This window comes from Bradyrhizobium sp. S69, from assembly GCF_009766005.1.
GTDB lineage: Bacteria > Pseudomonadota > Alphaproteobacteria > Rhizobiales > Xanthobacteraceae > Bradyrhizobium.
Genome location: NZ_LMUK01000012.1, coordinates 56,484 through 81,656, shown reverse-complemented (window position 1 = coordinate 81,656; position 25,173 = coordinate 56,484). Strand labels below are relative to the sequence as shown.

Genomic DNA, 25,173 nt, shown 5'->3' with positions numbered 1-25,173 from the left:
GGATTATCTGTCGAGCCTCACGGTCAATTGGATGTCGTTCATCGGACTGCTGTTTGTCCTGGTGGTGCTGTTCTTCCCGCGCGGACTGCTCGGCTTCCTGCAACGGAGCAAGGCATGAGCGAAGTCATCAACGTTCTCGAAATCCAGAACGTGACCAAGCGATTTGGTAATCTGGTGGCGGTGCGCGACGTCTCGCTCAACGTCGCCAAGGGAGAAATGGTTGCGATCATCGGGCCGAACGGCGCCGGCAAGACCACCTTCTTCAATTTGATCAGCGGATTCTTTCCGCCGACCTCCGGCGCGATCCGGTTCGACGGCCGCGACATCACAAAGCTCGCGACCCATCAGCGCGTCGCCCGTGGCATGGCCAGGACATTCCAGATCACCGAGATCTTTCCCGAACTGACCGTGTTCGAAAATGTCCGCATCGCCGCCGAAGTCGCCGGCGGCTACCGGCTGCGTCCCTGGATCAATCGCGCGGAAACCGCGAAAGTTCATCAGCGCGTCGAGGAGACGCTCAAGCTGGTGTCGCTGGAAACCAAGACCGATCGGCTGGTCGGCGAACTCGCCCATGGCGATCAACGCGCCGCCGAAATCGCGATGGCACTGGCGCTGCAGCCGCATTTGTTGCTGCTCGACGAGCCGACCGCCGGCATGGGCGATCAGGAGACCTACCAGATCACGCAACTGATCCGCCGGCTGCACCGCGACAGCAACTACACCATCGTCCTGATCGAGCACGACATGCGCGTGGTGTTTCATCTCGCCGACCGCATCTGCGTGCTGGACCAGGGCCGGATGCTGGCGCAAGGCACGCCCAAGGAAATCGCCGACAACGAGACCGTTCAGGCGGCTTATCTGGGCAACGCCGCATGACCGCAGCCCTCACCGCCGAAGGCCTGCATACTTATTACGGCAAGAGCCACATCCTGCATGGCGTCAGCCTTGACGTCGAAGAAGGCAAGATCACCGCCCTGCTGGGCCGCAACGGCGCCGGCAAGAGCACGACCTTGCGCAGCCTGATGGGTTTGACGCCGGCGCGCGAAGGCAGGATCACGATCTTCGGCGCCGACACGACACGCTGGCCGACCTTCCGGATTGCCGCAGCCGGCGTAGGCTTTGTGCCCGAGGGCCGGCGCATCTTCGCCAATCTCAGCGTCGAGGAAAATCTCAAGGTGCCGCTGGAACGCGCGGGTCCCTGGACCATCGCACGGATCTACCAGTTGTTTCCCCGCCTGGAGGAACGAAAGGACAATCGCGGCCGGCAGCTTTCCGGCGGCGAACAGGAGATGCTGTCGATCGCGCGCGCCTTGCTGCTCAACCCGAAACTGCTGATTCTCGATGAGCCATCGCAAGGCCTGGCGCCGCTGGTCGTGCGCGAGGTGTTTCGTATCGTGCAGCAGATGAAGGCCGAAGGCATCTCGGTGCTGCTGGTCGAGCAGAATGCGCGGATGAGCCTGGAAATCGCCGACAACGCCTATGTGCTGGATGACGGCATCGTGGTCTATTCCGGCACCGCCGCAGCCCTCGCCGCCGACGAAGCGCGGGTGCGCTCGCTCGCCGGCGCCAGCGCCGAGGAATGGACGGTGTAAATCGTCGTTGCCGGGCTTGACCCGACAATCCATCGAGCGAAAGGGTTCTTCTTAGATGGATGCCCGGGCATAGCCGTCCAAAGGACGGCGTCGCGTCCGCTCGCCTAGGCCCGGGCATGACAAACTTTTGCCTCACGCCCGATAAGCGCTTTTCCCGGTGCCGCGATAGAGTACGCGCACCTGTTCTTCCGACACCATCGCGTGAAACGCCAGCGCTTCGGGCTCAAGGTCGCGCTTCGGCACATATTCAGGTTCGAAATGGCCGTAATCGTCCTTGCCGCGCACCAGCGTTGCCCAATCCCGCTGCCCCACCGCCTGCTTGAGATGGGTCGGGATGTAACGCACCGCGAGGCCGATGCGGCGGTCGTCCGAGCGGTTGGGCTCCGATCCATGAAACAGCAGCACGTGATGCAGCGAGGCCTGGCCCGGCTTCAACTCGACATGGACCGCCTTGGCCTCGTCGACCTCGACCGCGATCTCCTGGCCGCGGGTGAGGAGATTATTCTGGTCGAACGTATCGGCATGCTCGACTTGCCGCCGGTGCGTCCCGTCGATGAATTTCATGCAGCCGGAAATCCTGTTGGCCGGTGAGAACGCGATCCAGGCGGTCGCGACATCGGAAGAACTGAGGCCCCAATAGGTCGCATCCTGGTGCCAGGAGACGAAGCCGGGGTCGTGCGCCTCCTTGATGAAGAAGCTGGTATTCCAGCACAGGATGTTCGGCCCCAGCAGGTCCTCGACGGCATCGAGAATTCGGGGATGCCGCACCATCTCGTTGATCCAGGTGAACAGCACGTGGCTGCGATGGCGCATCTCGCCCTTGATCGGGCCGCCGCTGGCGGCTTCGTAGTCCTCGAGCTTGCGGCGAAAATCGGCCACTTCGCCCGCGCTCAGCACATCGACCGGGAAGTGGTAGCCGCGGTCACGATAGACCGCGACCTGATCCTGGCTCAGCAACTTCTGCATGGTTCCTCCGGCATTTTATTTTTCAACAAAGGTGATCCCGCGCTTCCGCACTGTCAAGAAGCGCACGGCCCCACCGGCATCCGGCCTTTCGTCCGATGGGCTTTGCCGATACACTCCGCGACCAGTGATTTGCGGCGCGCTCCGCGCAACGCTTCAAGGCCCGATGGCATCATGAAGGCACGAGCAAGCAATGTCGTGATCGGCGCCGTCACCTTGACGGCGATCGCGATCGCGTTCGGGGGCTTTCTCGGCTTGCGGAAAATTCATGCGGTCGCCCAGCGCGGCCCGCTTCGCATCGTGTTCGAGGGGTCGGCGGCCGGTCTGGTCAAGGGCGGCAGCGTCAATTTCGATGGCGTCCAGGTCGGCGAAGTGCTTTCGATCAAGCTCGACGGGCCGCGCAAGATCGTGGCCCTGGCAACAATCGAAAACAGCGCGCCGATCCGCAAGGACACTGTGGTGGGGCTGGAAGCGCAAGGCCTGACCGGTATCATGGCGATTGCGCTGACCGGTGGCGAGGCCGCGGCGGCGCCGGTACCGCTGGACGAAGACGGCATTCCGACATTGACCGCCGATTTGAGCGAGGCTCAATCGATCCGCGACACCCTGCACAATGTCGACCACGTCCTCGTCGACAACAGGGACCTCATGAGGGACAAGCTGCTCGGTTTCGAGACCTATACCGCGACGCTGGCCGGCAAGGGTGACGAGATCGACAGCGTCATGCGCAAGGCCGACACCGCCTTTGCCAACTTCGACGACGTGATGGCCAAGATCGACAACGCGATACCCGACCTCACCAAGGGCAAGGACGGCGAACTCTATCAAAAGCTCAAATCGATCCACGAAACGGCCGATAGTTTCAGGAAACGCTCGGTCGTCTTCCTCGACGAAGGTCGTCGCACGCTGCTCGACATCAGTGAATCCGCGATCAAGGTCACCCGGAAATTCGATCCGCCCGCTAGCGGCGGCGCGGCGCCGGCCGCAAGCTCTGGCCAGAAGCGGCAGTAGACGCGGCGCCAGAGCATGATGAGATGAGGTTAGATCGAGTTAATTCTTGCATCGCTGACTTGTCGCAGCGTTCTCCCTCCCCCCTTGCGGGGGAGGGTTGGGGTGGAGGGTGGCCACAAGCTCAGTACTAGGAGACCCCCACCCCCGACCTCGAGAGCGAGCTTTGCTCGCCTCGGACCCCGCAAGGGGGAGGGGAGCAGATGCTCTAGGTTCGGAAATCCATGCTGCGCAGGATGATGCCGGGCGGGGTGCCCTCGAATTCCCGGGCCTGGAATTTTTTCGACGCGCGTTGTTCGATTTGGCTGCGCAGGCGCAGGAACTGTTCTTCGCGCTGGTCCGGCTTGGCCCGCGGGCCGCGTTCCAGATCATCCATCGCCGAACTGCTGACGGCGCAAGCGACTTCGGTGGTGCCGTCCATCATGGAAAACAGCATCACCCCGCGGTCTTGTTCGAAACCTCTGACACTTCCGGTTTGCAGCGTCATCTGATCGGCCTCCTCGCTCATTTTCGTTTGCCCGGCTGGGGATTGATCTCGGCGATCTTACGAAGGCAGTCGGCTTCGGTATCATGCGGGCCGGAGACAAAAGTTCCACTGACCTTGGTCGAATACCAGCCGGATACCACGCCGAGGCGAAGCGACTCTTCGGTTTTGACGTGGCGCGGCGAAAGATTTTGCATGGGATGCTTTCAGTTGGTGTTCGAGGGCGCTCGAACGAAGGTTGAGGTTTGTAAGCGGGGACGAACGGCAGTGTCGTCAGCTTTCACCGGAGAGCCGGGCAAAGTCGGCCAGGACTGCCGCAACCAGATCGCGGTGGTGGGTATCGGCGGTGGCAAGTTCCGCGGCATACAGGTTCAGGACGTAGCGCGCCTTGGCCGCCGCCTCCGGCCACGAACTCGCCGGCACCGCAAGCAGCTCGATTTCGACGACGCCCTGACGGTCGCGCAGCAGCTTGGCGTTGGCTTCGACCTCGGCGAGCAGGCGGCGGATACCGGTGGCCTTTTGCGCCGCCATGCCGCGATGCTTGTCGAGGTCGACCGGCGTGTCATTCATGCGAGGCACTCGCATCGATGCGCTGCGCATCGGCCAGATCAATCGAGCCGATCGAGATCATCTCGGTCGCGGATTGCCGCGGTGCAGCGCACGGCACCATGATCATGGTGGCGACGCGGCGAAAGCTCGGAAACGACAGGCCTTCGATCATCTCCTCGTCGGTGACGACCTCATAGGCGCCGGGCAACAGCTGGCGATCGATGCCCTTAATCCGGAAAGGATGCTTGAAGTGAACCGTTTCCCGACGCGAGCGCGTGGTCATATCGACCGACCGGCGTTTCGGCGCGACGGGACATCAGAATGTGGAAACATCCCGCACCGTGCGCGCTTTCGAGGCAATTAGCCATCGCTTTCTGGCGCCATGTGCGCATTTGACCTGATACATTTGGCCGAATAAGGCCGCTGGCCTTGTGTTGGACGGCTTTCGTAGCCATTTTCCGATATAACCGGGAGCGTATTTCGAATGAAGATTCGTGTCGGATTCGAAATGCTGTACGAGTTCCCGCAACCGACGCCAATGATCATGGTGTTGGGGACGCATTTTACGCGCGCGTCCGACATCATCGTCCCCGATCATTTGACCACCAGCCCTTCGGTACCGATCGAGCCTTACCGCGATGTATTCGGCAATTGGTGCAGCCGGATCGTGGCGCCGAGCGGTCCCATGCGCCTGGCAGCCGACGGCGTGGTTCGCGACAGCGGCCTGCCCGATCCGGTGGTCAAGTCAGCCGTTCAGCATGCGGTGGAAACCTTGCCGGCGGACACCCTCGTCTATCTGCTCGGCAGCCGCTACTGCGAAACCGATCGGCTGTCCGACATCGCGTGGAAGCTGTTCGAGAACACGCAGCCGGGCTGGCCGCGCGTGCAAGCGATCTGCGATTTCGTTCATCGCCACATCGCGTTCGGTTATCAGCACGCTCGCGCCACCATGACGGCGTGGGAGGTCTACAATGAGGGCAAGGGTGTCTGCCGCGACTATGCCCACCTCGCCATTACGTTCTGCCGCTGCATGAATATTCCGGCCCGCTACTGCACCGGATATCTCAGCGATATCGGCACGCCGAAACCCTGGGCGGTGGGAGATTTTGCCGGCTGGTTCGAAGCCTATATCGGCGGACGCTGGCAGATGTTCGACCCGCGAAACAATGTTCCGCGGATCGGCCGTGTCCTGATCGCACAGGGACGCGATGCTTCCGATGTCCCGATCACCCAGACGTTCGGACCGAATACATTGGTCAGCTTCAAAGTCTGGACGGATGAGACCCCATGACGAATGATCGCCCCGTCGATCTAAGTCCGGAAGAATTTGATTCCCTGCGCGAGGTCGGCAACGGCGACGCCCAGCGCGAAATTCCGCAATTGCACTGGGAGCGTCTTGTCGCGGTGGGCTATGCGGTGCGACGGCTCGGAGAACTCGGCCTGACCGCATCCGGCGTTCGCCGTCTCGCGGCGGGCAAATAATTACTCCAGTTCGGAGCGCGTTCTTGTCCGCGTGGTTCTTTCGCGCAGAAAGAAGATCAGGCACCTGCCGGTCAATGCTGCGTTCTCTCGCCGCTCCATGGTGACGGGCGTGCCGGCGTCGCGGCGGCGCCGACCAGCGGACGACGGTTCCAGTCCATCACGGAGTCGTTGTGCACCTGTTTGACGACCCATAGGAAATAAATAGAGGCGGGGATGCCTATCAGGTCGAAGAAGAGCAGCGAACCGCTGCCCTGCGTCGTGGCATCGATGAAATGCATCTGGGCGCACGTGAAGAACACCCCCGTCAGTGCTACGCCTGATAGCGACCAGCCGCCATTGACGAGATAGCTGCGCACCTGGCGGTCGGCCAGATAGCAGCCAACCATGCCGTAGGCGATCACAACAAACATGTTGGCGAGGAACGTAACCGAGCCGTAATCGATCCCGCCTCCCGTGCCACGGTCCGCAAGGCCGGCCGACGTGCAGAGAAACTGGAACGCGAAGTCGGCGCCCGGCTGCGCGAAGGTCCAGGCAGCCAACACACCCGCGACGAGCGTGAAGGCCCCGACCAGCAACATCGCCCGGTGCGCCGAGACCGCGACCCACCGATCACCCTGCCCGCCCAACACCGTCTCGAAGCGCAGCAAGACGAATATGAGTCCGGCCGGCAACCCGATCAGGGTGGCGGCGAACATCGGATAGGAAATAGGCTCGCCCTGGAGTACGTGCCAGCCATGTACCAGATGATGCGGACCGCAGCTTGCAGCCATCAGCGAGAAGCCGATGCCGAAGCGCGACCAGCCGCGGTATCGGTGCAGGCTGATCGTTTCCCAGGCCGATAGCGAGCCAAGGCCCGCGTAAGCAAGCCCGATCATCAAACTACCGATGCCAATGACCAGGGACATCATGATGCGCCGGGGGCCTTGGTCCCCATCGGGGCGCCGATGTGATCGAGGAACTCGTCGATGAAATAGCGATGGCCACGTCGAACCTGCGCCTCGGTGAGAGGCGCGCTATGTTGCGTCCGTGGCGAACGGGCTTGCCAAAGCGCACCGGTCAGCAGCGGCGGGATCTGTTCGGCTGCAACGGGCCGCGAAAAGAAATAGCCCTGGGCGACCTCGCAACCCATGCGGAGCAGAAGCGCGGCCTGCTCACGCTTTTCCACGCCTTCGGCGATGGTGTGTTTGCCCATGGCGTAAGCCAGACTGAGGATCGATGAAACGATCGCCGTATCGCCAGTTTCGCTGCCCAAGCCGTCAACGAAGCTCCGGTCGATCTTCAGGACTTCGGCCGGCATGTCGCGCAGCCGAGACAACGAGGAGTGCTCGGTGCCGAAATCATCGATCGCGATATAGATTCCGAGCTGCGTGATCTGGTCGAGTAACCGGATGACCTCCGCAGGCGCGCTCATCATCGCGCTTTCGGTGATCTCCAGGCACAACGCCGTAGGATCGATGCCGGTGTCGGCGAGAACCTGCCGAAGCTCGGTGAAAAAGGCAGGGTCCGAAAGTTGGCGGGGCGACACGTTGACGGTCATGGCGAGCGATCGGCCCGGCGTCAGTTTGGTCCAGTCGGCAAGCTGGCGGCAGGATTTCTGCAGCACCAGCCGCCCGATGCCAATAATGAGCCCGCAGTCTTCGGCGACGGGAATGAAGTCGGCGGGCGGGACGATGCCGAACTTTGGATGCTTCCAGCGGACCAGCGCCTCCACGCCGACGACGCGCCCGTCCCTCAGGCGGACCTGCGGCTGATACTCCACAAAGAGCTGCTGCTCGCGCAGCGCCGCCCGCAAATCCGACTCGATTTGCATGCGTTTCTCGGCTCGCTCGTACAGCTCGTCGCTGAACGGCTCCAGCCGTGCACGGCCGCGGTCCTTGGCGGCATAGAGTGCGGTGTCCGCCTCGCGCAGCAATTGCGCGGCGGATTTCATGCCGGGCGTGCATAACGCGACCCCGACGCTCGCCGACACCACGACCTCCTTGCCGGAGACGAAGACCGGTTCGGCCAACGCGGTCAGTATGCGCGTGCCCAGAGCTACTTCAGAGCCGTCGGTCGCCCGCGGATGCAGGACAACCATCTCGTCGCCGCCGAACCGGCTCGCGGTGTCGTCCGATCCGATACAGCCACTGAGGCGCCGGGCCATTTCAGACAGCACCTCGTCGCCGCTTCCGTGGCCGAGTGAGTCGTTCACCAGTTTGAAATTGTCGAGATCGACGAACAGAACCGCGATTTTCGAGCCGTCGGCGGCGTCGCGTGCGAGTTCCTCGTCAAGCCGTTCGAGCAGCAGTTTGCGGGTGAGAAGCCCGGTCAGCGGATCGTGCGCCGCGGTATGCATCAACTGCGCAACAACGCTGCGCAGGCGCTCGACCTCGGAACTTGTCCGGGCAATCAGAGGCGCATCGTTTTCGGCCCCAGGATATGACTCCGCGGCCACCGCGCCCAGATGCGCTGATTTGTTCCGCCGCAGTCCAGACATGGGCTCGCCTCGCATGCAACCAGTAGTATCGGAAATGGTACCGCACGGAGGTTGCGAAAGGTTGCCGAAACACAATTCCCGGGGTGCAGGAAGAACCTTCCAAGAAGATGGTTAGCCATGGGTAACGCGCCGCGGGCAAAACTGAACGAGCATAAGAAGCTGAACTGATTTGATATCCGCTTTTGGGTCGAAAGCCGACTTCACGGCAATGTCCGCGTCGGCGCTAAGCGGACATTGCTCGAATGTCCACGTCAGCTATGGACGTCAACAGGCATGCCGAGTCCGGCTCGCAAGTTCCGCTACGTCTCGGTCGGCTTTATTGGCGCACGCGCTAATGCCCCTGCACCAGCCGCGGCACCGCGAGCGTGAACCAGGGCACAAAGGCCACCACCAGCACGCCGATGATCAGCACCGCCAGATAGGGCAGCATCGCTTTGCTGGTGGCCTCCAGGCGGCTCTCCGACACCGTGCAGGAAACATAGAAGCCGATGCCGATCGGCGGGATGAAGATCCCGACGCCCATCGCCAGGATCATGATCATGCTGTAGTGGATGATGTCGATGCCGTACTGGCTTGCCATCGGCATCAACAGCGGCCCCAGGATGATCAGCGCCGGCAGCCCTTCCAGCAGCGATCCCACCACGATCAGCAGCACGATGGATCCGAGTGTGAAGACGATACGGTTGTCGCCGATCGAATGCAGCACCATCGCGAGGTTGGCCGGCAGATTGGCCGCGGTCAGCGTCCAGGCGAACGAGAACGCCGCCGCGATGATGAACAGCACCATGCCCGCCAGCAGGCAGGATTCCACCGCGATCTGGTAGAGCGTCTTGAGGCCGACCGCGCGATAGATCGCGAACGCCAGGATCAATCCATAGAGCACGGCCACGCTCGACACTTCGGTGGGCGTAGCTACGCCGAACCGGATGCCGATCACCATGATCACCGGCATCACCAACGGCAGCACCGCGCCGCCGGTGGCGCGCAGCAATTCCGCCGCGGTGGCACGCGGCACTGATGCCATATTGTCGCGCCGCGACAGCACATAGTTCAGGACCATCAGCAGCGACGCGATGACCGCCGCCGGCAGCAGGCCGGCGATGAAGAGAGTGCCGATCGAAATCGGCGCCACCGATCCCAGCACCAGCATCGCAAGGCTCGGCGGGATGGTCTCCGACATCGCCGCCGAGGACGCCAGCACCGCGGCGCCCTGCTCGGGTCGGTAGCCCTGTTTCTTCAGCTCGCGACGCAGCACCGATCCGACCGCGACCACATCGGCGATCTTCGAGCCGGAAATGCCCGACACCATGTAGATCGTCAGCACCGCGACCTGCAACAGGCCGCCGCGCATGTGGCCGACCAGCGTCATCGCAAAGCGCACCAGGCGCAGGCTGATGCCGCCTTTCTCCATAATGAGACCGGCCCAGATAAAGAACGGCAGGGTCAGCAGCACGAAATTGCCGGTGCCATCGAAGGTATTCTGCGCCGCGGCGATCAGCGGCGCCACGCCTGAGATCAACAGGAACATCAGCGAGCCCAGCAGCATCGCATAGCTGACCGGAAGCCCCAGCAGCACCGCCAGCAGGAACGCGACCAGCATCACCGCAAGGGCCGTGCCATTATCGAAATGCAGCGACGGCACAACGCTGATCGCATAGACGATTCCGACCAGCAGCGCGACCATCACCAAGGCCGGAACGACAACGCTCAGCGCATGGAAATAAACCAGCCGCTCGATCGCAAACAACGCCACCAGCGCCATCCCGACCGTCAGCGGCAACACCAGCCATGCCGCGTTGATGTCGAGGATCGGCGTGTTCGACGTCGCCGAAATCGACAACAGGTCGAGCGATACATATCCCACCACGGTCGCTGCGACCAGGATCAGCGCGTCGATCCCGACCGCGACTGACGCCCGCCATCGCGGCGAAAAGCGCCCGGTCAGGAATTCGACGGTGGTGTGATGGCGGGCGCGAAACGCCAGCGCGCCGCCGACAAACGCGGTCAGCGACAGAAACAGCTTTGCAGCTTCATCGGCCCATAGCAGCGATTCGTCGAACCAGAAGCGCGAAACGATGCCGGTCAGCACAATCGCGAGCTGGATCACCAGCGCGATCACCAGGATCGCGCGAAAGCCGACATCCAGTCCGTTCAGCACGCCGCGGATCCGATCCGCGATTGGGCCGCGCCTCAATACGGCTGCGCCCGGATCGGTCGATCCGGGCACATGGTCTAGTTCCTGAGCAAGCTCGCCGTCGGAAAGCATCGCCAGCGTATCAGGCATGCCCGGCTTCCTTCAGGACCGCATCGTAAAGCTCGGCGCCGATGATGTCCTTGAACTGCGGGTAAACGCTTTCGGTGGCTTTGAGATAATGCTCGCGGTTGACCTCGACGAAGTTCATGCCTTTGGTCTTGTAGCGCTGGGCAATCTCGTCGCTCTTGGCCGCGACCGTGGTGCGCCAGTCCTTGGTGAGGTTGACGCTGGCGTCGCGGATCGCCTGTTGCGCGTCCTTGGGCAGCGCGTCGAACTTGGACTTGCTCGCCATCATCACGCCGACATTGTAAACCTGATTGGTCATGTTGATGGTGTTGACGATCTCGTCGTGCTTGGTCGCGGCCAGCGAGATCATCGGCGTCTCGACGGCGTCGATCACCCGCTGCGACAGCGCCAGATAGACTTCGGTCAGATCGATCGCGACCGGGCTTGCGCCCAACGCCTTGAAGGTCGACGCAAAGATCGCGCCGGGCTGCACCCGGATCTTCAATCCCTTCATCGCCTCCGGCTCGGGGCATTTGCGGTCGATCGTCGACACCACGCGCCATCCCCAATGGCCATAGCCCAGACCATAGATGCCCTTGGTCGGCAGCATGTCGAGCAGCTTGGCGCCGGTCGGTCCATCGAGCAGTCTTTCGGCCGAGGCGGAATCCGAGAACAGGAACGGCAAATCGACGACCTGGAATTTCGGAAAGATGGTATCGATGAAGCCCGACGTATGCGCGCAAAAATCGATGATGCCGGTCTGCAGGCCGGTCAGGATATTGGTGCCGCTGCCGAGCTGCCCGATGCTGAAGACCTGGATCTCGATAGCGCCCGAAGTGCGCTTTCCGACGTCATCGGCAAAGCGCTTGAGCACATCATACAGCGGATGGGCCTGGGTATCGGCAAAGGTCAGCTTGAGCGTGTGGGTCGGCGCCGCGGCCCATCCGGTCCGGCCGACAAACGGCATCGCCACCGACGCCGCGATCCCGGACGCGCCGATCTTCAGGAGCCTGCGGCGTTCGATCATGATGTTTTCTCCCTGACGGCCATTGTTCTTGTGCGCTATTGGCGTTCTTGCGCGTTATTGGCACGATTTACCCGTGCGCCGGCACGCCCAGTACCATGAGTTTTGCCCCATGCCTATTGTATCTTGGTCGACGCGCCGCGTCCGTTGCGCGCACACCCTCGACACACCCTTGGGGCGCGCTTGGTCCTCAAAGATTTAGCCTTCAAGATATCGCCGAGAGATAGCGCCGGACCGAGGCGTTGAACGCGGCCTTGGCATCGGTGGCGATGTTGCGATCCCACCAGGCGCCGTAGATCCGGTCGAACGCCAGGGGCTCGACCACGCCCGCGATCCGGCGAACGGACTGGGCGTTCTGCGGGATATTGTTCGGATAGCTGTACATGAAGCTGACCGAACGCCGGTCCATCGAGACCGTCGCGATATCGCCGGTCAACAGCGCGCCGCGCCCTTCGGCGCCCGCGCGCCAGTGCAACAGGGTGCCGCCGGCAAAATGCCCCCCGGCGCGCAAAATCAGAATGTCGTTGGAAAGCCGGCAGCTTTCGCCATACCACGGCACGATGGAGGGATGTGGCCGGGTGATCCAGGCGCGATCGTCGCCATGCAGATACACGGGAATGCCGCCGAACGCCTCGCTCCAATCGGCGACCGCGCCATAAAAATGCGGGTGCGAGATTGCGATCGCCTTCAGGCCGCCGAGCGACCGGACGTATGCGATGGCCTCGTTGGTCGCCAGCGGAATGCAATCCCACATCACGCAGCCATCGGGCTCCCGCAGCAACAGCGCGCGTTGCCTGATCGCGAATGGAGGCTCGACGCCAAGACCGGGGATGCCGAGATCGTCGCGCCACAGCACCCGGTGGCTCTTCGACAGATCCTCGCGCGACAGCCAGGCTTGGCCGTTCCAGTTGACGAATTGCCGCTCATCCTCGCAAATCGGGCACGATCGCGGCGGCGCGCTGCTATCAGGAAATTGGGCGCCGCATTGTTCGCAGGTCCAGAACGGCATGGGACGTTGCTCCGGCTTGTTGTCTCGCGCATCGCGATTTGACGGCGCGGCCGCGAAACGGGATCATGGGCATAAGAGAATAGTTCAGGGCAGGACGGCAAGCATGATTGGACCGGCATCATGAAGGGATGGCGCGCAAGAATCGGATTTCTGGTGCCTCCGGGCAATCCCACGGTTGAACCGGAAATGGCCGAATTGACCCCGCCGGGGGTATCGCTGCACTTCACGCGCATGAGCGCCGAGGGTCCGGCCGGCACGCATGCCGGCCAGGAGGAACGCAACCGCAGCCAGGTCGAAAGCATCCCGGCTTGCGTTCGGCTGCTCTCGATGGTCGGTCCCAGCGTCATCGTCCTGGCGCATACCGCGACCAGTTATACGCTCGGCGAGGCGCGCGAAGCAGCCCTCGTCACGGCGATGGAAGCACTCGGCAACGCCCGGTTCGTCACCGCGTTCGGCAGCGTATTGGCGGCTTTCAAGGCGCTTGGGGTTCGGCGCATCGCCTATGCAACGCCCTACTCCGCCGACATGACCGCGCTGGGCAGGCTGCATCTGGAAAAATGCGGCGTGACCGTCGTCAATTCCGGCCATCTCGACAATGTCAGGAACATCTATGAGGAAAACAGCGAGCGCGCCTATGCCATTGCCCGGCAGGTCGATCGTCCCGACGCGGAGGCGATTTTCCTCAGCGGCGTGGGCATGCCGACGCTCGATGCGTTGCAGGTGCTGGAAGACGATACCGGCAAGCCGGTGATATCAGCGGCGTCCGCCATGATGTGGCACGCTCTGCGAACCGCCGGTATCCGCCATCCATTCTCCGGCTACGGGCGATTGCTGAGCGGCGATTTCTGACAAACCCGCCACAAACGTGACACAAATCACAGTTGTGATCCGTTCTCGCATTGGTTCCACGCCAAAATGGAAAATTTGGCACCCGCCGTGTGAACTTCGCGGCGGTTTGTGCCTTCTCATAGATGGAGAAATCTTAGGGTGCTGGCGTGAAACGTATCGGGAACGTGATCGTCTTTACGATCGCCATCCTCTATTTTCTGTTGGACGCTGTGTTTGCGACCGTGGCGGTGCCGCTCTCCCGGTGGATCGGCGCGCATTGGGCCTTTGCCCGGATTCATCGCTGGGTCTTATCGCTGCGGCCCTACCCCACGCTTCTATTGTTTGTTGTCCCGCTGGTCATCCTTGAGCCGGCCAAGCCGGCAGCGGCCTATCTGGTCGGGACGGGCCACGCTTTGTTGGGACTGGTGCTGCTGGCCAGCGCGGAAATTCTCAAGATTGTGCTGATCGAAAGGCTGTTCAGCGTCAGCCGCGACAAGCTGATGTCGATCCCGGCATTCGCCTGGGGCTATCGGAAATATTCGGCGGTCAAGGATTGGTTTACCTCGCTGGAGACGTGGCAACTCGCGATGCGATGGAGCTGTGCCGCGCGAGACGCGGTGCGCCAAACTGCGCCGAAGCGACCGGATTGTCTCAACCGCCAGACTTATCTTGCGGCTACGGCAACCACGGCGCGGCGCGAGCGGCGCTGAGGCTCTTCTCCCTCGCCCCGCTCTCGCGGGGAGAGGGTTGGGGTGAGGGGCTCTTGCATCGGGTTCTGACTCGCGGATAAGCCCCCTCACCCGATTTGCACCGGACGATGCTCCGCATCGCCGGGAGCAAATCGACCTCTCCCCGACGGGGAGAGGTGAAGTCAAGCGCGCCGACAATCCGGCTCAACCCGATCTCATCATGCTCCAAGGGCCTCACGGCGCGAGATATTGCAGCAGCTTTGGATCGGCACGGACCTCCTGCGCCGATCCCGTCAGCGCGACCCTGCCGCGATCCAGCACATAGGCGCGATCGGCAACCCTGAGCGCGAGATCGAGATGCTGCTCGACGATGACAACGGCAATATCCTTTGCCAGCAGGATCAATCGCTCGGTGATTTCTTCGATGACACCGATCCAGACGCCTTCGGTCGGTTCGTCCAGCAACAGCACCCGCGGGTCTGACAATAGCGCGCGTCCGATCGCGAGCATCTTGCGTTCGCCGCCCGATAGCGTGCCCGCCACCTGGTCCATGCGCTGACCGAGCTTCGGAAATATTTCCAGTATCCGGTTGACGGCCTGGCTGTCACGATTGGTGAGCGCACCCACCGCAAGATTGTCCCGCACCGAAAGCCGGCCGAACACCGAATGCTCCTGCGGGACATATCCGAACCCGAGGCGAATGCGCTGTTCGGTCGGCAGCCGCCCGACATCGCGGGCGTCGAGCGTGATGGAGCCACCCAGCAACGGCAGTTCGCCGACGATCGCCTTCATCAAGGTCGTCTTGCCGGCGCCGTTGCGGCCCAGGATGGCGACGCCGCCTCGCCATGGCACATTGATGCTGACGCCGAACAGAACCTGGCTGCGGCCATAACCGGCGTCGAGATCGCGGATATCAAGGTAATTGTCGTCAGGCACGGCGGAGATAGACCTCCTGGACCTTGGCGCTGGACTGGATCTGCGCGACCGAGCCGCAATCGAGCACGCTGCCTTGATCGAGCACCGTCAGCCGATCGCAGATATCGCGAATGAAGTCGAGGTCGTGCTCGACGATGACCAGCGAGCAACGCTTCTTGATCGGCTGCAACAGCTCACCGGTAACGCGCCGCTCTTCCAGGCTCATGCCGCCGGTCGGCTCATCCAGCAGCAGCAGTTTCGGATCGGGCGCCAGCGCCATGGCGATTTCCAGCCATTGCTGCTGGCCATGCGAAAGCGCCGAGGCCGGCTCCGCCGCATGATCGACCAGGCGAAATTGTTCGAGCATCGCCATGACACGGTCGTGCAGGATGCCGCGGGTCCGCGAAAACACCAGGCTCGGCAGCGAGGCCTGCGCTTGCAACGCCAGCAGGACGTTGTCGTACAGCGTCAAGGCCGGCAGCACGCTGGTGATCTGAAACTTCAGGCTCATGCCGGCGCGGGTTCGCTCCGAAGGCGGAAATTGCGTGATATCGCGACCGCCAAACTTCACCGTGCCGGTGGTCGGGGTTTCCGCACCGGCGATGCATTTCATCAAGGTGCTCTTGCCGGAGCCGTTCGGCCCGATCAGGCCGTGAAATTCGTTCTCCGCGACGGTGAGTTCGGCGCCGTTCAAGGCCGTCAGTTTGCCGAAGATCTTGGTGACGCCACGCGCCTCGAGCAGGGCCATGATGTCAGGCCTTTGGCGGACGGCCGAAACCGCCGACGCGTTCGCGCTCGCTGACGATCAGGCTGATCAGCCCGGCGGGACGAAACAGGATGACCAATAGCAGCAATACGCCGAGGATGATCGGCCAGATGTCCTGATAGCTGTTCGACAGCCAGAAGCTGACGGCCTCGATCACGACGGTGCCGATCACCGCCCCGATCAAGGTGCCGGCGCCGCCGAACAGCACATAGAGCACGACCTGCGTGGACATCACGACGCCCAGCATGTTGGGCCAGACAAAACCTTCGTGGAAAGCATAAAGGCTGCCGGCGAGGCCGGCGATGGCGCCCGCGACCGAGAAGATGATCGCCTTGAGGCGCTGCACCCGATAGCCGAAAAACGCGATGCGCTGCTCATTCTCGCGCAGGCCGGCAAGCGCCAATCCGAACTGCGATCCCACCAGGAAGCGGCACAACAGATAGACCAGCACCAGGATTCCAAGCGCGAAATAATAGAACACCGGGCCCTCGTCCAGATCGTAGCTGCCGAGGCTCATCGGCGGAATCGAGGGGATGCCGTTCTGGCCGCCGAGATAGTACCAGCCGCGCGCCAGCCGATCGAACGCGTAGGAACCGGTCAGCGTCCCTAAGGAGACGAAGATCACGCTCGATTGATGCCGGCCCAGCAGCAGGAATCCCCCGAGCAGAAGAGCGAAGGTGAGCCCGATCAACAGCCCCGCCGGCAACACGATCAGCATCGACGTCACGCCGAGATCGCGGGTAATCAACGCTACGCCGTATCCGGCCGAACCGAAGAACACCGCCTGTCCGAAGCTCATGATTCCGGCGTAGCCCCACACCAGATCGAACGAGAGCGCGAACAGGCAGAGGATCAGGACCCGCGTGGCATAGATCGTCAGATAATCCTGCAGCACGAGCGGCAGCAGCGCCGCGATGACGAGCACCGCGGCCTCCATCACCGGCAGCACCTGCCAGCGGCGAGAACGACCAACACGAACGGGAAGTCTCAATTCAATCGGCGTCGTTTCAGTCATCCAATTGCCAGCACATGAGCTCAGGAACCACCACGCCGCCTGCCGCAGCTTTCTCCCTCCCCGCAAGGGGGAGGGGAGCAGGAGCCGTTCTCGATACAACTCGCTCTAAGCTCATCTCATCATGCTCTAGCCGCGAGACGCTCAGCATTCCTTTGGTTCGACGAGGCCGGCACTGCGCGCGACGATCTCGTAATTACCGCCTTTGGCGACGGCGGTGTACATTTTCATTTTGCAATGCCGCTCGCCGGGAACCATTTCGGCCGGTCCGCCGGGGCCTTCGGCGATCTTGGCGTGATCAAGGGCTGCGGCGACCGCGTCACGGTCGACCTTGCCGGCCTCCTTGACCGCGGCTTCCCACAGCTTGAGGCCGCGATAGGTTCCGGTCGCCGCACTTCCCGCCGCGAACAGGAACGTGCCCGGAAACTGCTTGTCGTAGCCGGCCTGGATCTTGGCGCTGACCGGGTCTTCCGGAGTCAGTGCCTTGAAATAATCCAGGCAGCTCGCCAATCCCTCGATCTCGGCCGGCTGATTGATGCTCAGCGTGTTCTCGTCGTAATAGACGCAGGCGAGCCGGCCGCCATTCTTGAGGAAGCCTGCCTCGTAAAGCTGCTTGAAGAACGGCCCGACGCCCGGCGGAATCACGGTATTGAACACCACATCCACCTTGTTGGAGATGATCCGGTTGACGGTGGCGCTGAAATCGATCTGGTCGAGCGGATAATATTCTTCAAACACCACCTCGCCGCCATTGGCCTCGATCACCTTGCGCGCATAGACATTGAGCGTATGCGGCCAGACATAGTTGGCGCTCGGCAATGCGAATTTCTTACCGCCGTTCTTGATCAGCCAGGGAATGAATTCATCGCACTGCTGCGCCGGCGTGGGCCCGGTACAGAACAGATACGGCGTACATTCCTTGCCCTCGTAAAGCTGCGGATAGATATAGAGCGTCTTGCCGCGGGCGACGATCACGTCCTTGATCGCGTTGCGCATCGAACTGGTGATGCCACCGAGCACGAGGTCGACCTTGTCGCGCTGGATCAGCTTGCGGACATTGCCAACCGCCACCGATTCGTTCGATGCGGTGTCCTCGATGAACAGCTCCAGCGGCCGGCCAAGCAATCCGCCGGCATCGTTGATTTCTTTCACCACCATTTTCGCCACGTTGGCGTCGGCGTTGCCGGCGTAGCCGATCGGACCGGTCAAATCGGTGGCGATGCCGACCTTGATCGGGTCAGCGGCCGCGTTCGCCCATTCGGGACGGATGACCCAGCTTCCGACGCCGGTCGCAAGCGCCGTGCTTGCGAAGGCAAAATTGGAGAGAAAGCGCCGCCGGCTCTGTTGGTTGAGCTCGCTGGACATCGGACTAAACCCCTTTTCCTGAAACCAGGCCTTGCGGCCGGAATTTGATGAAGACGATTGCGATAACGAACACGAGGACATCGGCGATCACAGGCGGAATCACCCACGGCAGCGCCGCCGAAAGCGTTCCGATGACGCCAGCGCCGGCCACCGGCCCGGCAAAGGACCCGACGCCGCCGACCATCACGGCGACAAACCCCTGAATGAGAAAGCGAAGGCCGAGATCTGCGAATAGCGAGAACACCGGCACAATCAGCGCCCCGGCAAGACCCGCCAGAGCCGCGCCGAATGCAAAGGTCGCCCCGTAGATCGCGTTGGTGGAAATGCCCGATGCCCGGGCGAGCGCCGGATTTTCCAGCGACGCCCGGATCCGCAATCCGAACGCGGTACGCGACAGCAAGAGATAGCTTGCGACCATCACCAATCCGGTGATCAGGATGATCACAAGCCGCCATGACGAAAAATGCATGGCGCCGAGATTGACCGACCCGCCCACCGGTTCCGGCACCGAGATATACAGCCCGCCGATCAGGCCGCGCACGATTTCGCGGATGATCAGCCCGAGCGCGTAGGTTCCGAGCATCGCCACGATCGGCGCGGCGTAGAACCGGCGCACCACCAGGCGCTCCAGCACGAACCCCAGCGCGCCGACCGCGAACGGCGCGACCGCCATTCCGATCCAGACCGGCGCTCCGGCATTGTGCACGACATAGGTGATGTAAGCGCCGAGCAGAACAAATTCTCCCTGCGCGAAGTTGAAGATCCCCATCATGCTGGCGATAATGCCGAGCCCCAGCACGACCAGAACGACGATCGCGCCGAAACTCATGATCTCGAACAATGCGACAAAGAGATTAGCCATGCGGCATCACCGGTAACTCGTCTCCCGCTTACATGGTTTTCCAGTCGGCGGACTGTTCGAACGCGTGCGCGGCGCGATAGATCGTCGGCTCGTCGAAATGCCGGCCGATCAGCATCAGGCCCACGGGCAGCCCGTCCACCATGCCGCACGGCAGCGACATCGCCGGATGGTGCGTGATATCGAACGGCGCGGTGTTGGTGATCATCTCGAAGGCGCGCTGGACCACCTCTTCTCGGGAAGCCCCTGGCGCCGGCAACGGCGTTGCCTTCATCGGCGTCGTCGGCATCAACAACAGATCATAGTTCGCAAGCACCTTGTCATAGGTCGCGGTCAGGCGACGCGAGATGTTCACGGCCTTGCCGTAGTAGCGTGGGCCGAAATTGTTGTTGATGTAGGTGCCGAGCATCAGGAACAGTTTTGTCGTCTCCGACAGCGAGTCAGCCTGGCCGCGCCAGCCGCGATGAAACTCCATCAAGGAGGTCGAATACAAGTCCGAACGGCTCAGGCCGTAGCCGTCGCCGAACATCATGGTCTGGGCGATGCCCTCGGCTCCGATCGGCGTCCAGATCGCCGGCGCCACCAGATGCATCGGGATCGAAACCTCTTCGACCAACGCGCCCAGGGAGGCAAACCGCTTCGCCGCTTCCTTGACGCTTTCGTTGACCGCGGCTTCCGCGCCGACCTGTTCGTAGCCTTCCTTGACGATGGCGATCTTCATGCCCTTGACGCCAGCGCCAAGCGCCTTGGTATATTCCTTCACCTCGGGCGCCTTGATGCGCGGATCATAGCCGTCATCGCCCGCCAGCACTTCGAGTAGCAGGGCGTTGTCGGCGACGTTGGCGGTCATCGGCCCGGTGTGATCGACGTAAATTTCAATCGGCATGACGCCGGTATAGGGCACCAGACCCCAGGTCGGCTTCATGCCGTAGATGCCGCAGAACGATGCGGGCATGCGGATCGAGCCGCCCTGGTCGCCGCCGATTGCCATGTCGACCTCGCCAAGCGAGACCACGACCCCGCTTCCGGAGGACGAACCACCGGCGGAAAACCCCATTTTGTGCGGGTTATGCACCGGACCGGTCGAATTGGTATGACTGCCGCCGGAGATGCAGAACGACTCGCAATGCACCTTGCCGGCGATTTCCGCGCCGGCGTCGAGCATGCGCGTGACGATGGTCGCGTCGAAATCCGGCACGTAGCCCTCGAGCGTCGCGGACCCGTTCATCATGGGCACGCCGGCCAGCATGATATTGTCCTTGAGGGCTACGACCTTACCCTTGAGCTTGCCGCTTGCGGCGCCTTTGACGGTGGCCTTCCGGTACCAGGCATTGCGCGGGTTTTCCTCAGGGCCCGGCCGATAGCCCGGGGTCCGCGGATATTTGACGACCGGGACTTCGTCCGGCATCGCAGCGACGACGTTGTAGGCATCGATCGAACCCTGCATCAATCCGCGGAAAGAGCTGACGTCCTCGTCGGTCAAGGCCAGACCGCAGGCGTCTGCAACGTCGCGCAATTGATCTGGGGTTGGTAGCGCTACTGCTGGCACGGTGACTTCTCCTGTTTCCGGATGGCTGTCGCGCAAGGCCTTTCGGCAAAACGGCGACGTTGCCGACATCACTAGAAACGGAAATGTTTTCCTTTTCAAGTATTATTTTGCGATCAGGCATCTCGCGATGGTTGCGCCGCAGCGGCACCGACCTCATCCTGAGGAGCGGCGTCTTCGCCGCGTCTCGAAGGATGGCCGCGAGTCCATGTGTTGCCTCCATCCTTCGAGACGCTTGCTTCGCAAGCTCCTCAGGATGAGGTCCGTAAATCTTCCTCATCCCTGAGGAGCGATCTTGGCGGGCCGTCAGAATTGCTTGATCAGCCGGAAATCGAGCCCGTTGGCCGCGGCGAGATAGATCGGCATGCGGGCGTTACCGCGGCGAATGTCGATCCGGCCTCGCGCGCCCTGATAGTCGACATTGGCGGCAGCCGAGAGCAGCGGCTTGATCGCCAGCGAACCCGCGCGCGACGCGACCGTCTCCAAAAACCGCAAACCCTCGTAGTTCGACTGCCCGATGGAGCCAAGCGGAGGCGCGTGGCGGCCGAACGACGCCTGATATTGGTCGCGGAAGATGTCGTTGGCGCGCGTGGCCATGTCGATGAAATAGCCGGACGCGCAGTACAGGCCTTCGGTGTTGTCGGCGCCGATCCCAAGCAGCACCGTCTCGTCCATCGCGCCGGCCAGACGGAGCATCCGGGAGCCGAGCCCCTGCTCGGCAAAGGCGCGGTTGAAGAAGATACTGTCGGCGCCGATCAAGGTGATCAGAACCACGTCGGGCTTCGCGGCCCGAATCCGCGCCAATTGGCGGCTGTGGTCGTGTTCGCCGATCGGCACAAACTCCTCGCCGAGCACACACCCGCCGGCATCCTTGATGTACTTCTTGATCGACTTGTGGGAGAGCCACGGCCAGACATAGTCGCTGCCGATCAGATACCATCGCTGCGCGCGTTTGGTGTTGGCGAGCCACTCGATCGCCGGACGCCATTGCATTCCCGGCGTCTCGCCGATCGCCATGACGCCGGGCGTTCGCTCGCCGCCCTCATATACCGGCGTATAGAGGTAAGGAATATGTCCGGCGATCACCTTGCGCAGCGCCACCCTAACCGCGCTGATATGGGAGCCCGTAATGATGTCGGCGCCCTCCGACGCGACAAGGTCGGATGCGGTCTGCGTCACGTCGTCGATATCGCCGCCGGTGTCATGGAACGCGATCTCGATTTCGCGGCCGAGAATGCCGCCGCGGCGATTGATTTCGGAAGCCGCCAGCAGCGAGCTATTGATCGAGGCCGGGCCCCAGATTCCCGATGGACCCGACAGCCCGACAAAATTGGCAATCCGCAGCTTGCCGCGATCGCCACGTTCACGGAGCGGGCGCGGTGACTGCGCCGACGTCCCGGCGCCCGACGCCGAGAATCCCTTCAGCAGCCATTCCGGCGGCATCGACGGCCCGCCGAACTTTCCGATATGCGTGGGCGAGAGCAATTCGCTCTCCTTTTGGCTTTGTGACGTCCGGCGGCTATCACAGTACCATCGGCAAGGTGATCGGCAACAAAAATATCGTACTGGAAAATATTGAATATTCAACGATTCGCATGCATATAGAACTGGCAAGAGAGCCCAATATTCACCCAACACCCATTCTCAAAGTTCAGACCCTTGGCCAGATCGCCCAGCAAACCCATCACGGAACACCTCGCTTATCTGCTCGCGCAGGCGAACCGGGAGATCAATCGGCAGCTTGACGCCCGCTTTCGGACCGAAGGCGTGCCGGTGGAACAGTGGCGCATCCTGAAAGTCCTTTCGGACGGCAAGGGCCATTCGATGGGGGAACTTGCGGAAGCGGTGCTGCTCAATCATCCGACCCTGACCAAGATGGTCGATCGCATGGTGTCGGATTCGCTGGTTTACCGCGTCCAGGATTCCGACGACCGGCGCAAGGTGCTGATGTTCAGCTCCGAACGCGGAAAGGCGCTGACCCAGCGCCTGAATTCGCTGGCGCTGAGCCAGGAGTCGCACATCGCCGAAAGTTACGGCAACAAGGCGACGGCCGAATTGAAACGGCTGCTGGAAAGCCTGATCGAAAAAGCGAACTGAACGCGCGTATTCAACCGGCCTGCGAGAGCCCGGCGGCGGGCATCGCCGCCGCCGGTCGTACGATCAGCGAAAATCGCCTTTGGTTTCCGGGATCAGCACCGCGCCGATCAGGTAGATGGTAAAAATAACCGCGACGAAAATCGACAGCGACATTGGAATCTGCGCCGGTCCGGCGCTCGCCAGCGAAACGAATGTCGGCATCATGCCGCCGAGCGCGAAGCCGATGTTCCAGGATAAACCAGTGCCGCTGGCACGGATCGCGGTCGGAAAGCGCTCGTTGAGAAAGATCAGCACCGGCGCATAGCCGGCATTGCCGAGGAAGGCGATCGCCAGCGCATAGAACGCGATCGTGCTGGTGTCGGTCGTCTTGGCCATGTTCAGATAACACAGCGGCAGCAGCACCAGCATGCAGACCCCGACCAGCAGGAACGTCTTCTTGCGGCCGATGAAATCGCTGAGCGCCCCGACCAGAACGGCCGAGACCAGTGCCGCCAGGCTCGCGCTCATCAAAATGAGCGATGAGACGTTGTTTGGAACGCCGTTCACCACCTTGAGAAACGACGGAAGATAGCCGGAGGTCAAATAATAGCCGGCGCCGCCGCCGAAGGTGATCAGCAGATTGAGCAACAAAGTGTTCCGATGCTCGCTTGAAAACAGCACCTTCACCGGCGCCCGCGGCGCCTGGAAGGTGCCGGCCGCTTTCTGCTTCTGCTGCTCCTTGAAAAACGGCGATTCCTCGAGATTGCGGAAAATGAACCAGCCGAGCAACGAGCTCAGCAGTCCGGAAAAGAACATGCAGCGCCAGCCCCACACCGCGAACGCATCGCCGGGGAATATCGACGACGTCACGAGAAAGACGAACGACGCCAGCAACGATCCGATGCCGGCGCCGCCGCCGCCGATCAGCCCGGACATCGCGCCGCGCCAGGCTGGTTTGATCGATTCGGTGCCGATGGTGTGGGTCGAAGCCACCACCCCGCCGACGAAGATGCCCTGCACCAGACGCAATAGCAGGAACAGGACCGGCGCGATGAAGCCCGCTTGGGCGATGGTCGGCAGTAGGCCGAACGCGGCGGTGCTGATGCCGACACCGACGATGGCGACCAGCATCGCGCCCTTGCGTCCATGGACATCCGCATAGTGACCGAAGATCGCGGAGCCCACCGGGCGCATCAACAGCGTCACCGCGAACGAGGCGTACACGGCGGCCAATGACAATGTCGGGACGCTGGATGGGAAGAATAACGCTCCCACCGTCGGCGCCACGTACAATAGAATAAACAGATCGAACAGATCGAGCGACCATCCGAGAACCGACGCCACCATCGCATTTCGCATTTGTTTGGCTGCGACCGGCGGCGCCGTTTCAACGGCCTCAATATTCAGCGTTGTCATTTCATTCCTCCCCCGTTTTGCCCCACATGAATCTAGCGCCCGATGAATTTTGGCGGGCGCTTCTGGTTGAAGGCCTCGACGCCCTCCTTGAAATCCTCCGATTGACGCAACCGGCTGTAGCAGTGGCCTTCGAGTTCGATCGCGACCGTCAGCATCGAGTCTTCGGTGTCGTTCAGAAGCTTCTTGGCGGTGCGCTGCGCCAGCGGCGCAAAGGTACGAAGCTCGTCGACCAATTTGTCGGTGGCCTTCTCAAGCTCGGCATCCGGCACGCATTCGGTCGCGATGCCCCAATCGAAGGCCTGCTTGGCGGGAATCCGCTTCGAGCGCATCACGATGTCCTTGGTCCGGGTGATGCCGATCATCTTCTGCAACCGCGCCGAGCCGCCCGATCCCGGGATCTGGCCGAGCTTCTGCTCGGGCAGCGCGTACAGCGTCGTCTCGGAGGCGATGCGGAAATCGCAGGCCAGCGACAGTTCGAAGCCGACCCCGAAGCAATAGCCGCGATTGGCAACGATCACCGGCTTGGCGCAGCGTGTCGGCGAGGCGATATTCCAGGCGAGCTTGGAGACCTTCTCCGGCGTAGCTTCCATGAAGCCACCGATATTGCCGCCTGAGGAAAAATGTTCGCCGACCGACCTGATGACGATGATGCGGACCCGATCATCCTCGTCGAGCGTCTCGAACACCAGCCGCAATTGATCGCGCTGCGGCATCGAGACGACATTGTAGGGCGGCCGGTTGAGAATGATGTCGGCGCGTTCCCGCGCCTCGTCGATCTCGACCTCGAAACCGTCGAGCTTGCCGAGTCGGGAATCCGCAAAAGCGTAGGATGAAGCCATGTCATTTCCTTTCAG

Annotated in this window: 27 protein-coding genes; 8 read left to right on the top strand and 19 right to left on the bottom strand. The window is 62.1% G+C overall.

All coding sequences use genetic code 11. The features are described from left to right. Positions 1–114 precede the first annotated feature (114 nt). Together GSQ88_RS04595 and GSQ88_RS04590 are read left to right on the top strand one after the other, a co-directional pair. Positions 115–876 carry an ABC transporter ATP-binding protein gene (locus GSQ88_RS04595; protein ID WP_246735058.1) on the top strand — a complete coding sequence of 254 codons (762 nt, stop codon included), beginning with the start codon at positions 115–117 and terminating at the stop codon, positions 874–876. Next, positions 873–1,592, top strand: a complete 720-nt coding sequence (locus GSQ88_RS04590; RefSeq protein WP_159006205.1) for an ABC transporter ATP-binding protein — start codon at positions 873–875, stop codon at positions 1,590–1,592. The genes GSQ88_RS04595 and GSQ88_RS04590 overlap by 4 nt, the downstream gene beginning before the upstream one ends. Before the next feature lie 132 nt (positions 1,593–1,724). Here the strand turns inward: GSQ88_RS04590 and GSQ88_RS04585 are convergent, their stop codons facing one another. Next, positions 1,725–2,558 (bottom strand): phytanoyl-CoA dioxygenase family protein, encoded by an 834-nt coding sequence (locus GSQ88_RS04585; RefSeq protein WP_159006204.1) that lies wholly within the window; start codon positions 2,556–2,558, stop codon positions 1,725–1,727. A gap of 171 nt (positions 2,559–2,729) precedes the next feature. Here GSQ88_RS04585 and GSQ88_RS04580 point away from each other — a divergent pair, with 171 nt between their 5' ends. After that, positions 2,730–3,566 carry an MlaD family protein gene (locus GSQ88_RS04580; protein ID WP_159006203.1) on the top strand — a complete coding sequence of 279 codons (837 nt, stop codon included), beginning with the start codon at positions 2,730–2,732 and terminating at the stop codon, positions 3,564–3,566. A gap of 205 nt (positions 3,567–3,771) precedes the next feature. On the opposite strand, the gene GSQ88_RS04575 is transcribed toward GSQ88_RS04580, so the two are convergent. The 4 genes from GSQ88_RS04575 to GSQ88_RS04565 all read right to left on the bottom strand — a co-directional run bounded on the left by GSQ88_RS04575 (position 3,772) and on the right by GSQ88_RS04565 (position 4,879). Further along, positions 3,772–4,050 (bottom strand): DUF1488 family protein, encoded by a 279-nt coding sequence (locus GSQ88_RS04575; protein ID WP_159006210.1) that lies wholly within the window; start codon positions 4,048–4,050, stop codon positions 3,772–3,774. Between the two features lie 17 nt (positions 4,051–4,067). Next, a complete protein-coding gene (locus tag GSQ88_RS34880) occupies positions 4,068–4,244 on the bottom strand; it encodes a hypothetical protein (protein WP_174247914.1) in 177 nt (58 codons plus the stop codon). Positions 4,245–4,320: 76 nt separating this feature from the next. Then, entirely contained in the window at positions 4,321–4,617 is a 297-nt protein-coding gene (locus tag GSQ88_RS04570) for a hypothetical protein (protein ID WP_159006202.1), read from the bottom strand. Then, positions 4,610–4,879: a hypothetical protein gene (locus GSQ88_RS04565; RefSeq protein WP_159006201.1), complete on the bottom strand. Its 270-nt coding sequence runs from the start codon at positions 4,877–4,879 to the stop codon at positions 4,610–4,612. The genes GSQ88_RS04570 and GSQ88_RS04565 overlap by 8 nt, the downstream gene beginning before the upstream one ends. Before the next feature lie 201 nt (positions 4,880–5,080). On the opposite strand from GSQ88_RS04565, the gene GSQ88_RS04560 reads away from it, so the two are divergent. Both GSQ88_RS04560 and GSQ88_RS04555 read left to right on the top strand, forming a co-directional pair. Continuing rightward, positions 5,081–5,887 carry a transglutaminase-like domain-containing protein gene (locus tag GSQ88_RS04560; protein WP_159006200.1) on the top strand — a complete coding sequence of 269 codons (807 nt, stop codon included), beginning with the start codon at positions 5,081–5,083 and terminating at the stop codon, positions 5,885–5,887. Then, a complete protein-coding gene (locus GSQ88_RS04555; protein ID WP_159006199.1) occupies positions 5,884–6,078 on the top strand; it encodes a hypothetical protein in 195 nt (64 codons plus the stop codon). Before GSQ88_RS04560 ends, GSQ88_RS04555 begins: the two co-directional genes overlap by 4 nt. A 71-nt stretch (positions 6,079–6,149) precedes the next feature. Here GSQ88_RS04555 and GSQ88_RS04550 read toward each other — a convergent pair whose 3' ends face one another. The 5 genes from GSQ88_RS04550 to GSQ88_RS04530 all read right to left on the bottom strand — a co-directional run bounded on the left by GSQ88_RS04550 (position 6,150) and on the right by GSQ88_RS04530 (position 12,847). Further along, positions 6,150–6,983 (bottom strand): hypothetical protein, encoded by an 834-nt coding sequence (locus GSQ88_RS04550; protein WP_159006198.1) that lies wholly within the window; start codon positions 6,981–6,983, stop codon positions 6,150–6,152. After that, positions 6,983–8,554 (bottom strand): putative bifunctional diguanylate cyclase/phosphodiesterase, encoded by a 1,572-nt coding sequence (locus GSQ88_RS04545; protein ID WP_159006197.1) that lies wholly within the window; start codon positions 8,552–8,554, stop codon positions 6,983–6,985. The genes GSQ88_RS04550 and GSQ88_RS04545 overlap by 1 nt, the downstream gene beginning before the upstream one ends. A gap of 331 nt (positions 8,555–8,885) precedes the next feature. Continuing rightward, positions 8,886–10,838, bottom strand: coding sequence for a TRAP transporter large permease (locus GSQ88_RS04540; RefSeq protein ID WP_174247913.1), 1,953 nt, complete (start codon positions 10,836–10,838; stop codon positions 8,886–8,888). Further along, positions 10,831–11,841, bottom strand: a complete 1,011-nt coding sequence (locus GSQ88_RS04535; RefSeq protein WP_159006196.1) for a TRAP transporter substrate-binding protein — start codon at positions 11,839–11,841, stop codon at positions 10,831–10,833. The genes GSQ88_RS04540 and GSQ88_RS04535 overlap by 8 nt, the downstream gene beginning before the upstream one ends. Before the next feature lie 202 nt (positions 11,842–12,043). Then, the gene (locus tag GSQ88_RS04530) at positions 12,044–12,847 is read right to left on the bottom strand and encodes an MBL fold metallo-hydrolase (RefSeq protein ID WP_159006195.1); all 804 of its coding nucleotides are present in this window, start codon (positions 12,845–12,847) and stop codon (positions 12,044–12,046) included. Positions 12,848–12,967: 120 nt separating this feature from the next. Here GSQ88_RS04530 and GSQ88_RS04525 point away from each other — a divergent pair, with 120 nt between their 5' ends. Together GSQ88_RS04525 and GSQ88_RS04520 are read left to right on the top strand one after the other, a co-directional pair. Beyond that, positions 12,968–13,696: a maleate cis-trans isomerase family protein gene (locus GSQ88_RS04525; protein WP_210253746.1), complete on the top strand. Its 729-nt coding sequence runs from the start codon at positions 12,968–12,970 to the stop codon at positions 13,694–13,696. 146 nt (positions 13,697–13,842) lie between these two features. Beyond that, positions 13,843–14,385, top strand: a complete 543-nt coding sequence (locus GSQ88_RS04520) for a hypothetical protein (RefSeq protein WP_210253745.1) — start codon at positions 13,843–13,845, stop codon at positions 14,383–14,385. Positions 14,386–14,598: 213 nt separating this feature from the next. Here GSQ88_RS04520 and GSQ88_RS04515 read toward each other — a convergent pair whose 3' ends face one another. From GSQ88_RS04515 to GSQ88_RS04485, 7 genes are all read right to left on the bottom strand, one after another. Continuing rightward, positions 14,599–15,300 carry an ABC transporter ATP-binding protein gene (locus GSQ88_RS04515; protein WP_159006193.1) on the bottom strand — a complete coding sequence of 234 codons (702 nt, stop codon included), beginning with the start codon at positions 15,298–15,300 and terminating at the stop codon, positions 14,599–14,601. Continuing rightward, positions 15,293–16,027 (bottom strand): ABC transporter ATP-binding protein, encoded by a 735-nt coding sequence (locus tag GSQ88_RS04510; protein WP_159006192.1) that lies wholly within the window; start codon positions 16,025–16,027, stop codon positions 15,293–15,295. Before GSQ88_RS04510 ends, GSQ88_RS04515 begins: the two co-directional genes overlap by 8 nt. A gap of 4 nt (positions 16,028–16,031) precedes the next feature. Further along, complete coding sequence (locus GSQ88_RS04505) at positions 16,032–16,982, bottom strand: branched-chain amino acid ABC transporter permease (RefSeq protein WP_502706694.1); 951 nt, start codon at positions 16,980–16,982, stop codon at positions 16,032–16,034. 219 nt (positions 16,983–17,201) lie between these two features. Further along, entirely contained in the window at positions 17,202–18,422 is a 1,221-nt protein-coding gene (locus tag GSQ88_RS04500) for a substrate-binding protein (RefSeq protein WP_159006190.1), read from the bottom strand. A 4-nt stretch (positions 18,423–18,426) separates the two neighbouring features. Beyond that, positions 18,427–19,284: a branched-chain amino acid ABC transporter permease gene (locus GSQ88_RS04495; protein WP_159006189.1), complete on the bottom strand. Its 858-nt coding sequence runs from the start codon at positions 19,282–19,284 to the stop codon at positions 18,427–18,429. A 28-nt stretch (positions 19,285–19,312) separates the two neighbouring features. Continuing rightward, complete coding sequence (locus tag GSQ88_RS04490) at positions 19,313–20,830, bottom strand: amidase (RefSeq protein WP_502706693.1); 1,518 nt, start codon at positions 20,828–20,830, stop codon at positions 19,313–19,315. A 303-nt stretch (positions 20,831–21,133) separates the two neighbouring features. Continuing rightward, the gene (locus tag GSQ88_RS04485; protein WP_159006208.1) at positions 21,134–22,270 is read right to left on the bottom strand and encodes a substrate-binding domain-containing protein; all 1,137 of its coding nucleotides are present in this window, start codon (positions 22,268–22,270) and stop codon (positions 21,134–21,136) included. Between the two features lie 216 nt (positions 22,271–22,486). Here GSQ88_RS04485 and GSQ88_RS04480 point away from each other — a divergent pair, with 216 nt between their 5' ends. Further along, positions 22,487–22,924: a MarR family winged helix-turn-helix transcriptional regulator gene (locus tag GSQ88_RS04480; protein WP_159006187.1), complete on the top strand. Its 438-nt coding sequence runs from the start codon at positions 22,487–22,489 to the stop codon at positions 22,922–22,924. A gap of 63 nt (positions 22,925–22,987) precedes the next feature. Here GSQ88_RS04480 and GSQ88_RS04475 read toward each other — a convergent pair whose 3' ends face one another. Both GSQ88_RS04475 and GSQ88_RS04470 read right to left on the bottom strand, forming a co-directional pair. Further along, positions 22,988–24,319 (bottom strand): MFS transporter, encoded by a 1,332-nt coding sequence (locus tag GSQ88_RS04475; RefSeq protein ID WP_159006186.1) that lies wholly within the window; start codon positions 24,317–24,319, stop codon positions 22,988–22,990. A gap of 32 nt (positions 24,320–24,351) precedes the next feature. Further along, on the bottom strand, positions 24,352–25,158 hold the full coding sequence (locus tag GSQ88_RS04470) for an enoyl-CoA hydratase/isomerase family protein (RefSeq protein WP_159006185.1): 807 nt from the start codon (positions 25,156–25,158) through the stop codon (positions 24,352–24,354). Positions 25,159–25,173: the final 15 nt, after the last annotated feature.

What these genes read in the sequence shown, in the direction of transcription:
- GSQ88_RS04550 (WP_159006198.1), bottom strand. Translation starts at nt 6,983, where the DNA reads ATGTCCCTGGTCATTGGCATCGGTAGTTTGATGATCGGGCTTGCTTAC.
- GSQ88_RS04565 (WP_159006201.1), bottom strand. Translation starts at nt 4,879, where the DNA reads ATGACCACGCGCTCGCGTCGGGAAACGGTTCACTTCAAGCATCCTTTC.
- GSQ88_RS04570 (WP_159006202.1), bottom strand. Translation starts at nt 4,617, where the DNA reads ATGAATGACACGCCGGTCGACCTCGACAAGCATCGCGGCATGGCGGCG.
- GSQ88_RS04555 (WP_159006199.1), top strand. Translation starts at nt 5,884, where the DNA reads ATGACGAATGATCGCCCCGTCGATCTAAGTCCGGAAGAATTTGATTCC.
- GSQ88_RS04525 (WP_210253746.1), top strand. Translation starts at nt 12,968, where the DNA reads ATGAAGGGATGGCGCGCAAGAATCGGATTTCTGGTGCCTCCGGGCAAT.
- GSQ88_RS04575 (WP_159006210.1), bottom strand. Translation starts at nt 4,050, where the DNA reads ATGACGCTGCAAACCGGAAGTGTCAGAGGTTTCGAACAAGACCGCGGG.
- GSQ88_RS04595 (WP_246735058.1), top strand. Translation starts at nt 115, where the DNA reads ATGAGCGAAGTCATCAACGTTCTCGAAATCCAGAACGTGACCAAGCGA.
- GSQ88_RS04470 (WP_159006185.1), bottom strand. Translation starts at nt 25,158, where the DNA reads ATGGCTTCATCCTACGCTTTTGCGGATTCCCGACTCGGCAAGCTCGAC.
- GSQ88_RS04505 (WP_502706694.1), bottom strand. Translation starts at nt 16,982, where the DNA reads ATGGAGGCCGCGGTGCTCGTCATCGCGGCGCTGCTGCCGCTCGTGCTG.
- GSQ88_RS04485 (WP_159006208.1), bottom strand. Translation starts at nt 22,270, where the DNA reads ATGCCGCCGGAATGGCTGCTGAAGGGATTCTCGGCGTCGGGCGCCGGG.
- GSQ88_RS04535 (WP_159006196.1), bottom strand. Translation starts at nt 11,841, where the DNA reads ATGATCGAACGCCGCAGGCTCCTGAAGATCGGCGCGTCCGGGATCGCG.
- GSQ88_RS04545 (WP_159006197.1), bottom strand. Translation starts at nt 8,554, where the DNA reads ATGTCTGGACTGCGGCGGAACAAATCAGCGCATCTGGGCGCGGTGGCC.
- GSQ88_RS04580 (WP_159006203.1), top strand. Translation starts at nt 2,730, where the DNA reads ATGAAGGCACGAGCAAGCAATGTCGTGATCGGCGCCGTCACCTTGACG.
- GSQ88_RS34880 (WP_174247914.1), bottom strand. Translation starts at nt 4,244, where the DNA reads ATGCAAAATCTTTCGCCGCGCCACGTCAAAACCGAAGAGTCGCTTCGC.
- GSQ88_RS04590 (WP_159006205.1), top strand. Translation starts at nt 873, where the DNA reads ATGACCGCAGCCCTCACCGCCGAAGGCCTGCATACTTATTACGGCAAG.
- GSQ88_RS04500 (WP_159006190.1), bottom strand. Translation starts at nt 18,422, where the DNA reads ATGTCCAGCGAGCTCAACCAACAGAGCCGGCGGCGCTTTCTCTCCAAT.
- GSQ88_RS04495 (WP_159006189.1), bottom strand. Translation starts at nt 19,284, where the DNA reads ATGGCTAATCTCTTTGTCGCATTGTTCGAGATCATGAGTTTCGGCGCG.
- GSQ88_RS04585 (WP_159006204.1), bottom strand. Translation starts at nt 2,558, where the DNA reads ATGCAGAAGTTGCTGAGCCAGGATCAGGTCGCGGTCTATCGTGACCGC.
- GSQ88_RS04530 (WP_159006195.1), bottom strand. Translation starts at nt 12,847, where the DNA reads ATGCCGTTCTGGACCTGCGAACAATGCGGCGCCCAATTTCCTGATAGC.
- GSQ88_RS04540 (WP_174247913.1), bottom strand. Translation starts at nt 10,838, where the DNA reads ATGCCTGATACGCTGGCGATGCTTTCCGACGGCGAGCTTGCTCAGGAA.
- GSQ88_RS04475 (WP_159006186.1), bottom strand. Translation starts at nt 24,319, where the DNA reads ATGACAACGCTGAATATTGAGGCCGTTGAAACGGCGCCGCCGGTCGCA.
- GSQ88_RS04510 (WP_159006192.1), bottom strand. Translation starts at nt 16,027, where the DNA reads ATGGCCCTGCTCGAGGCGCGTGGCGTCACCAAGATCTTCGGCAAACTG.
- GSQ88_RS04560 (WP_159006200.1), top strand. Translation starts at nt 5,081, where the DNA reads ATGAAGATTCGTGTCGGATTCGAAATGCTGTACGAGTTCCCGCAACCG.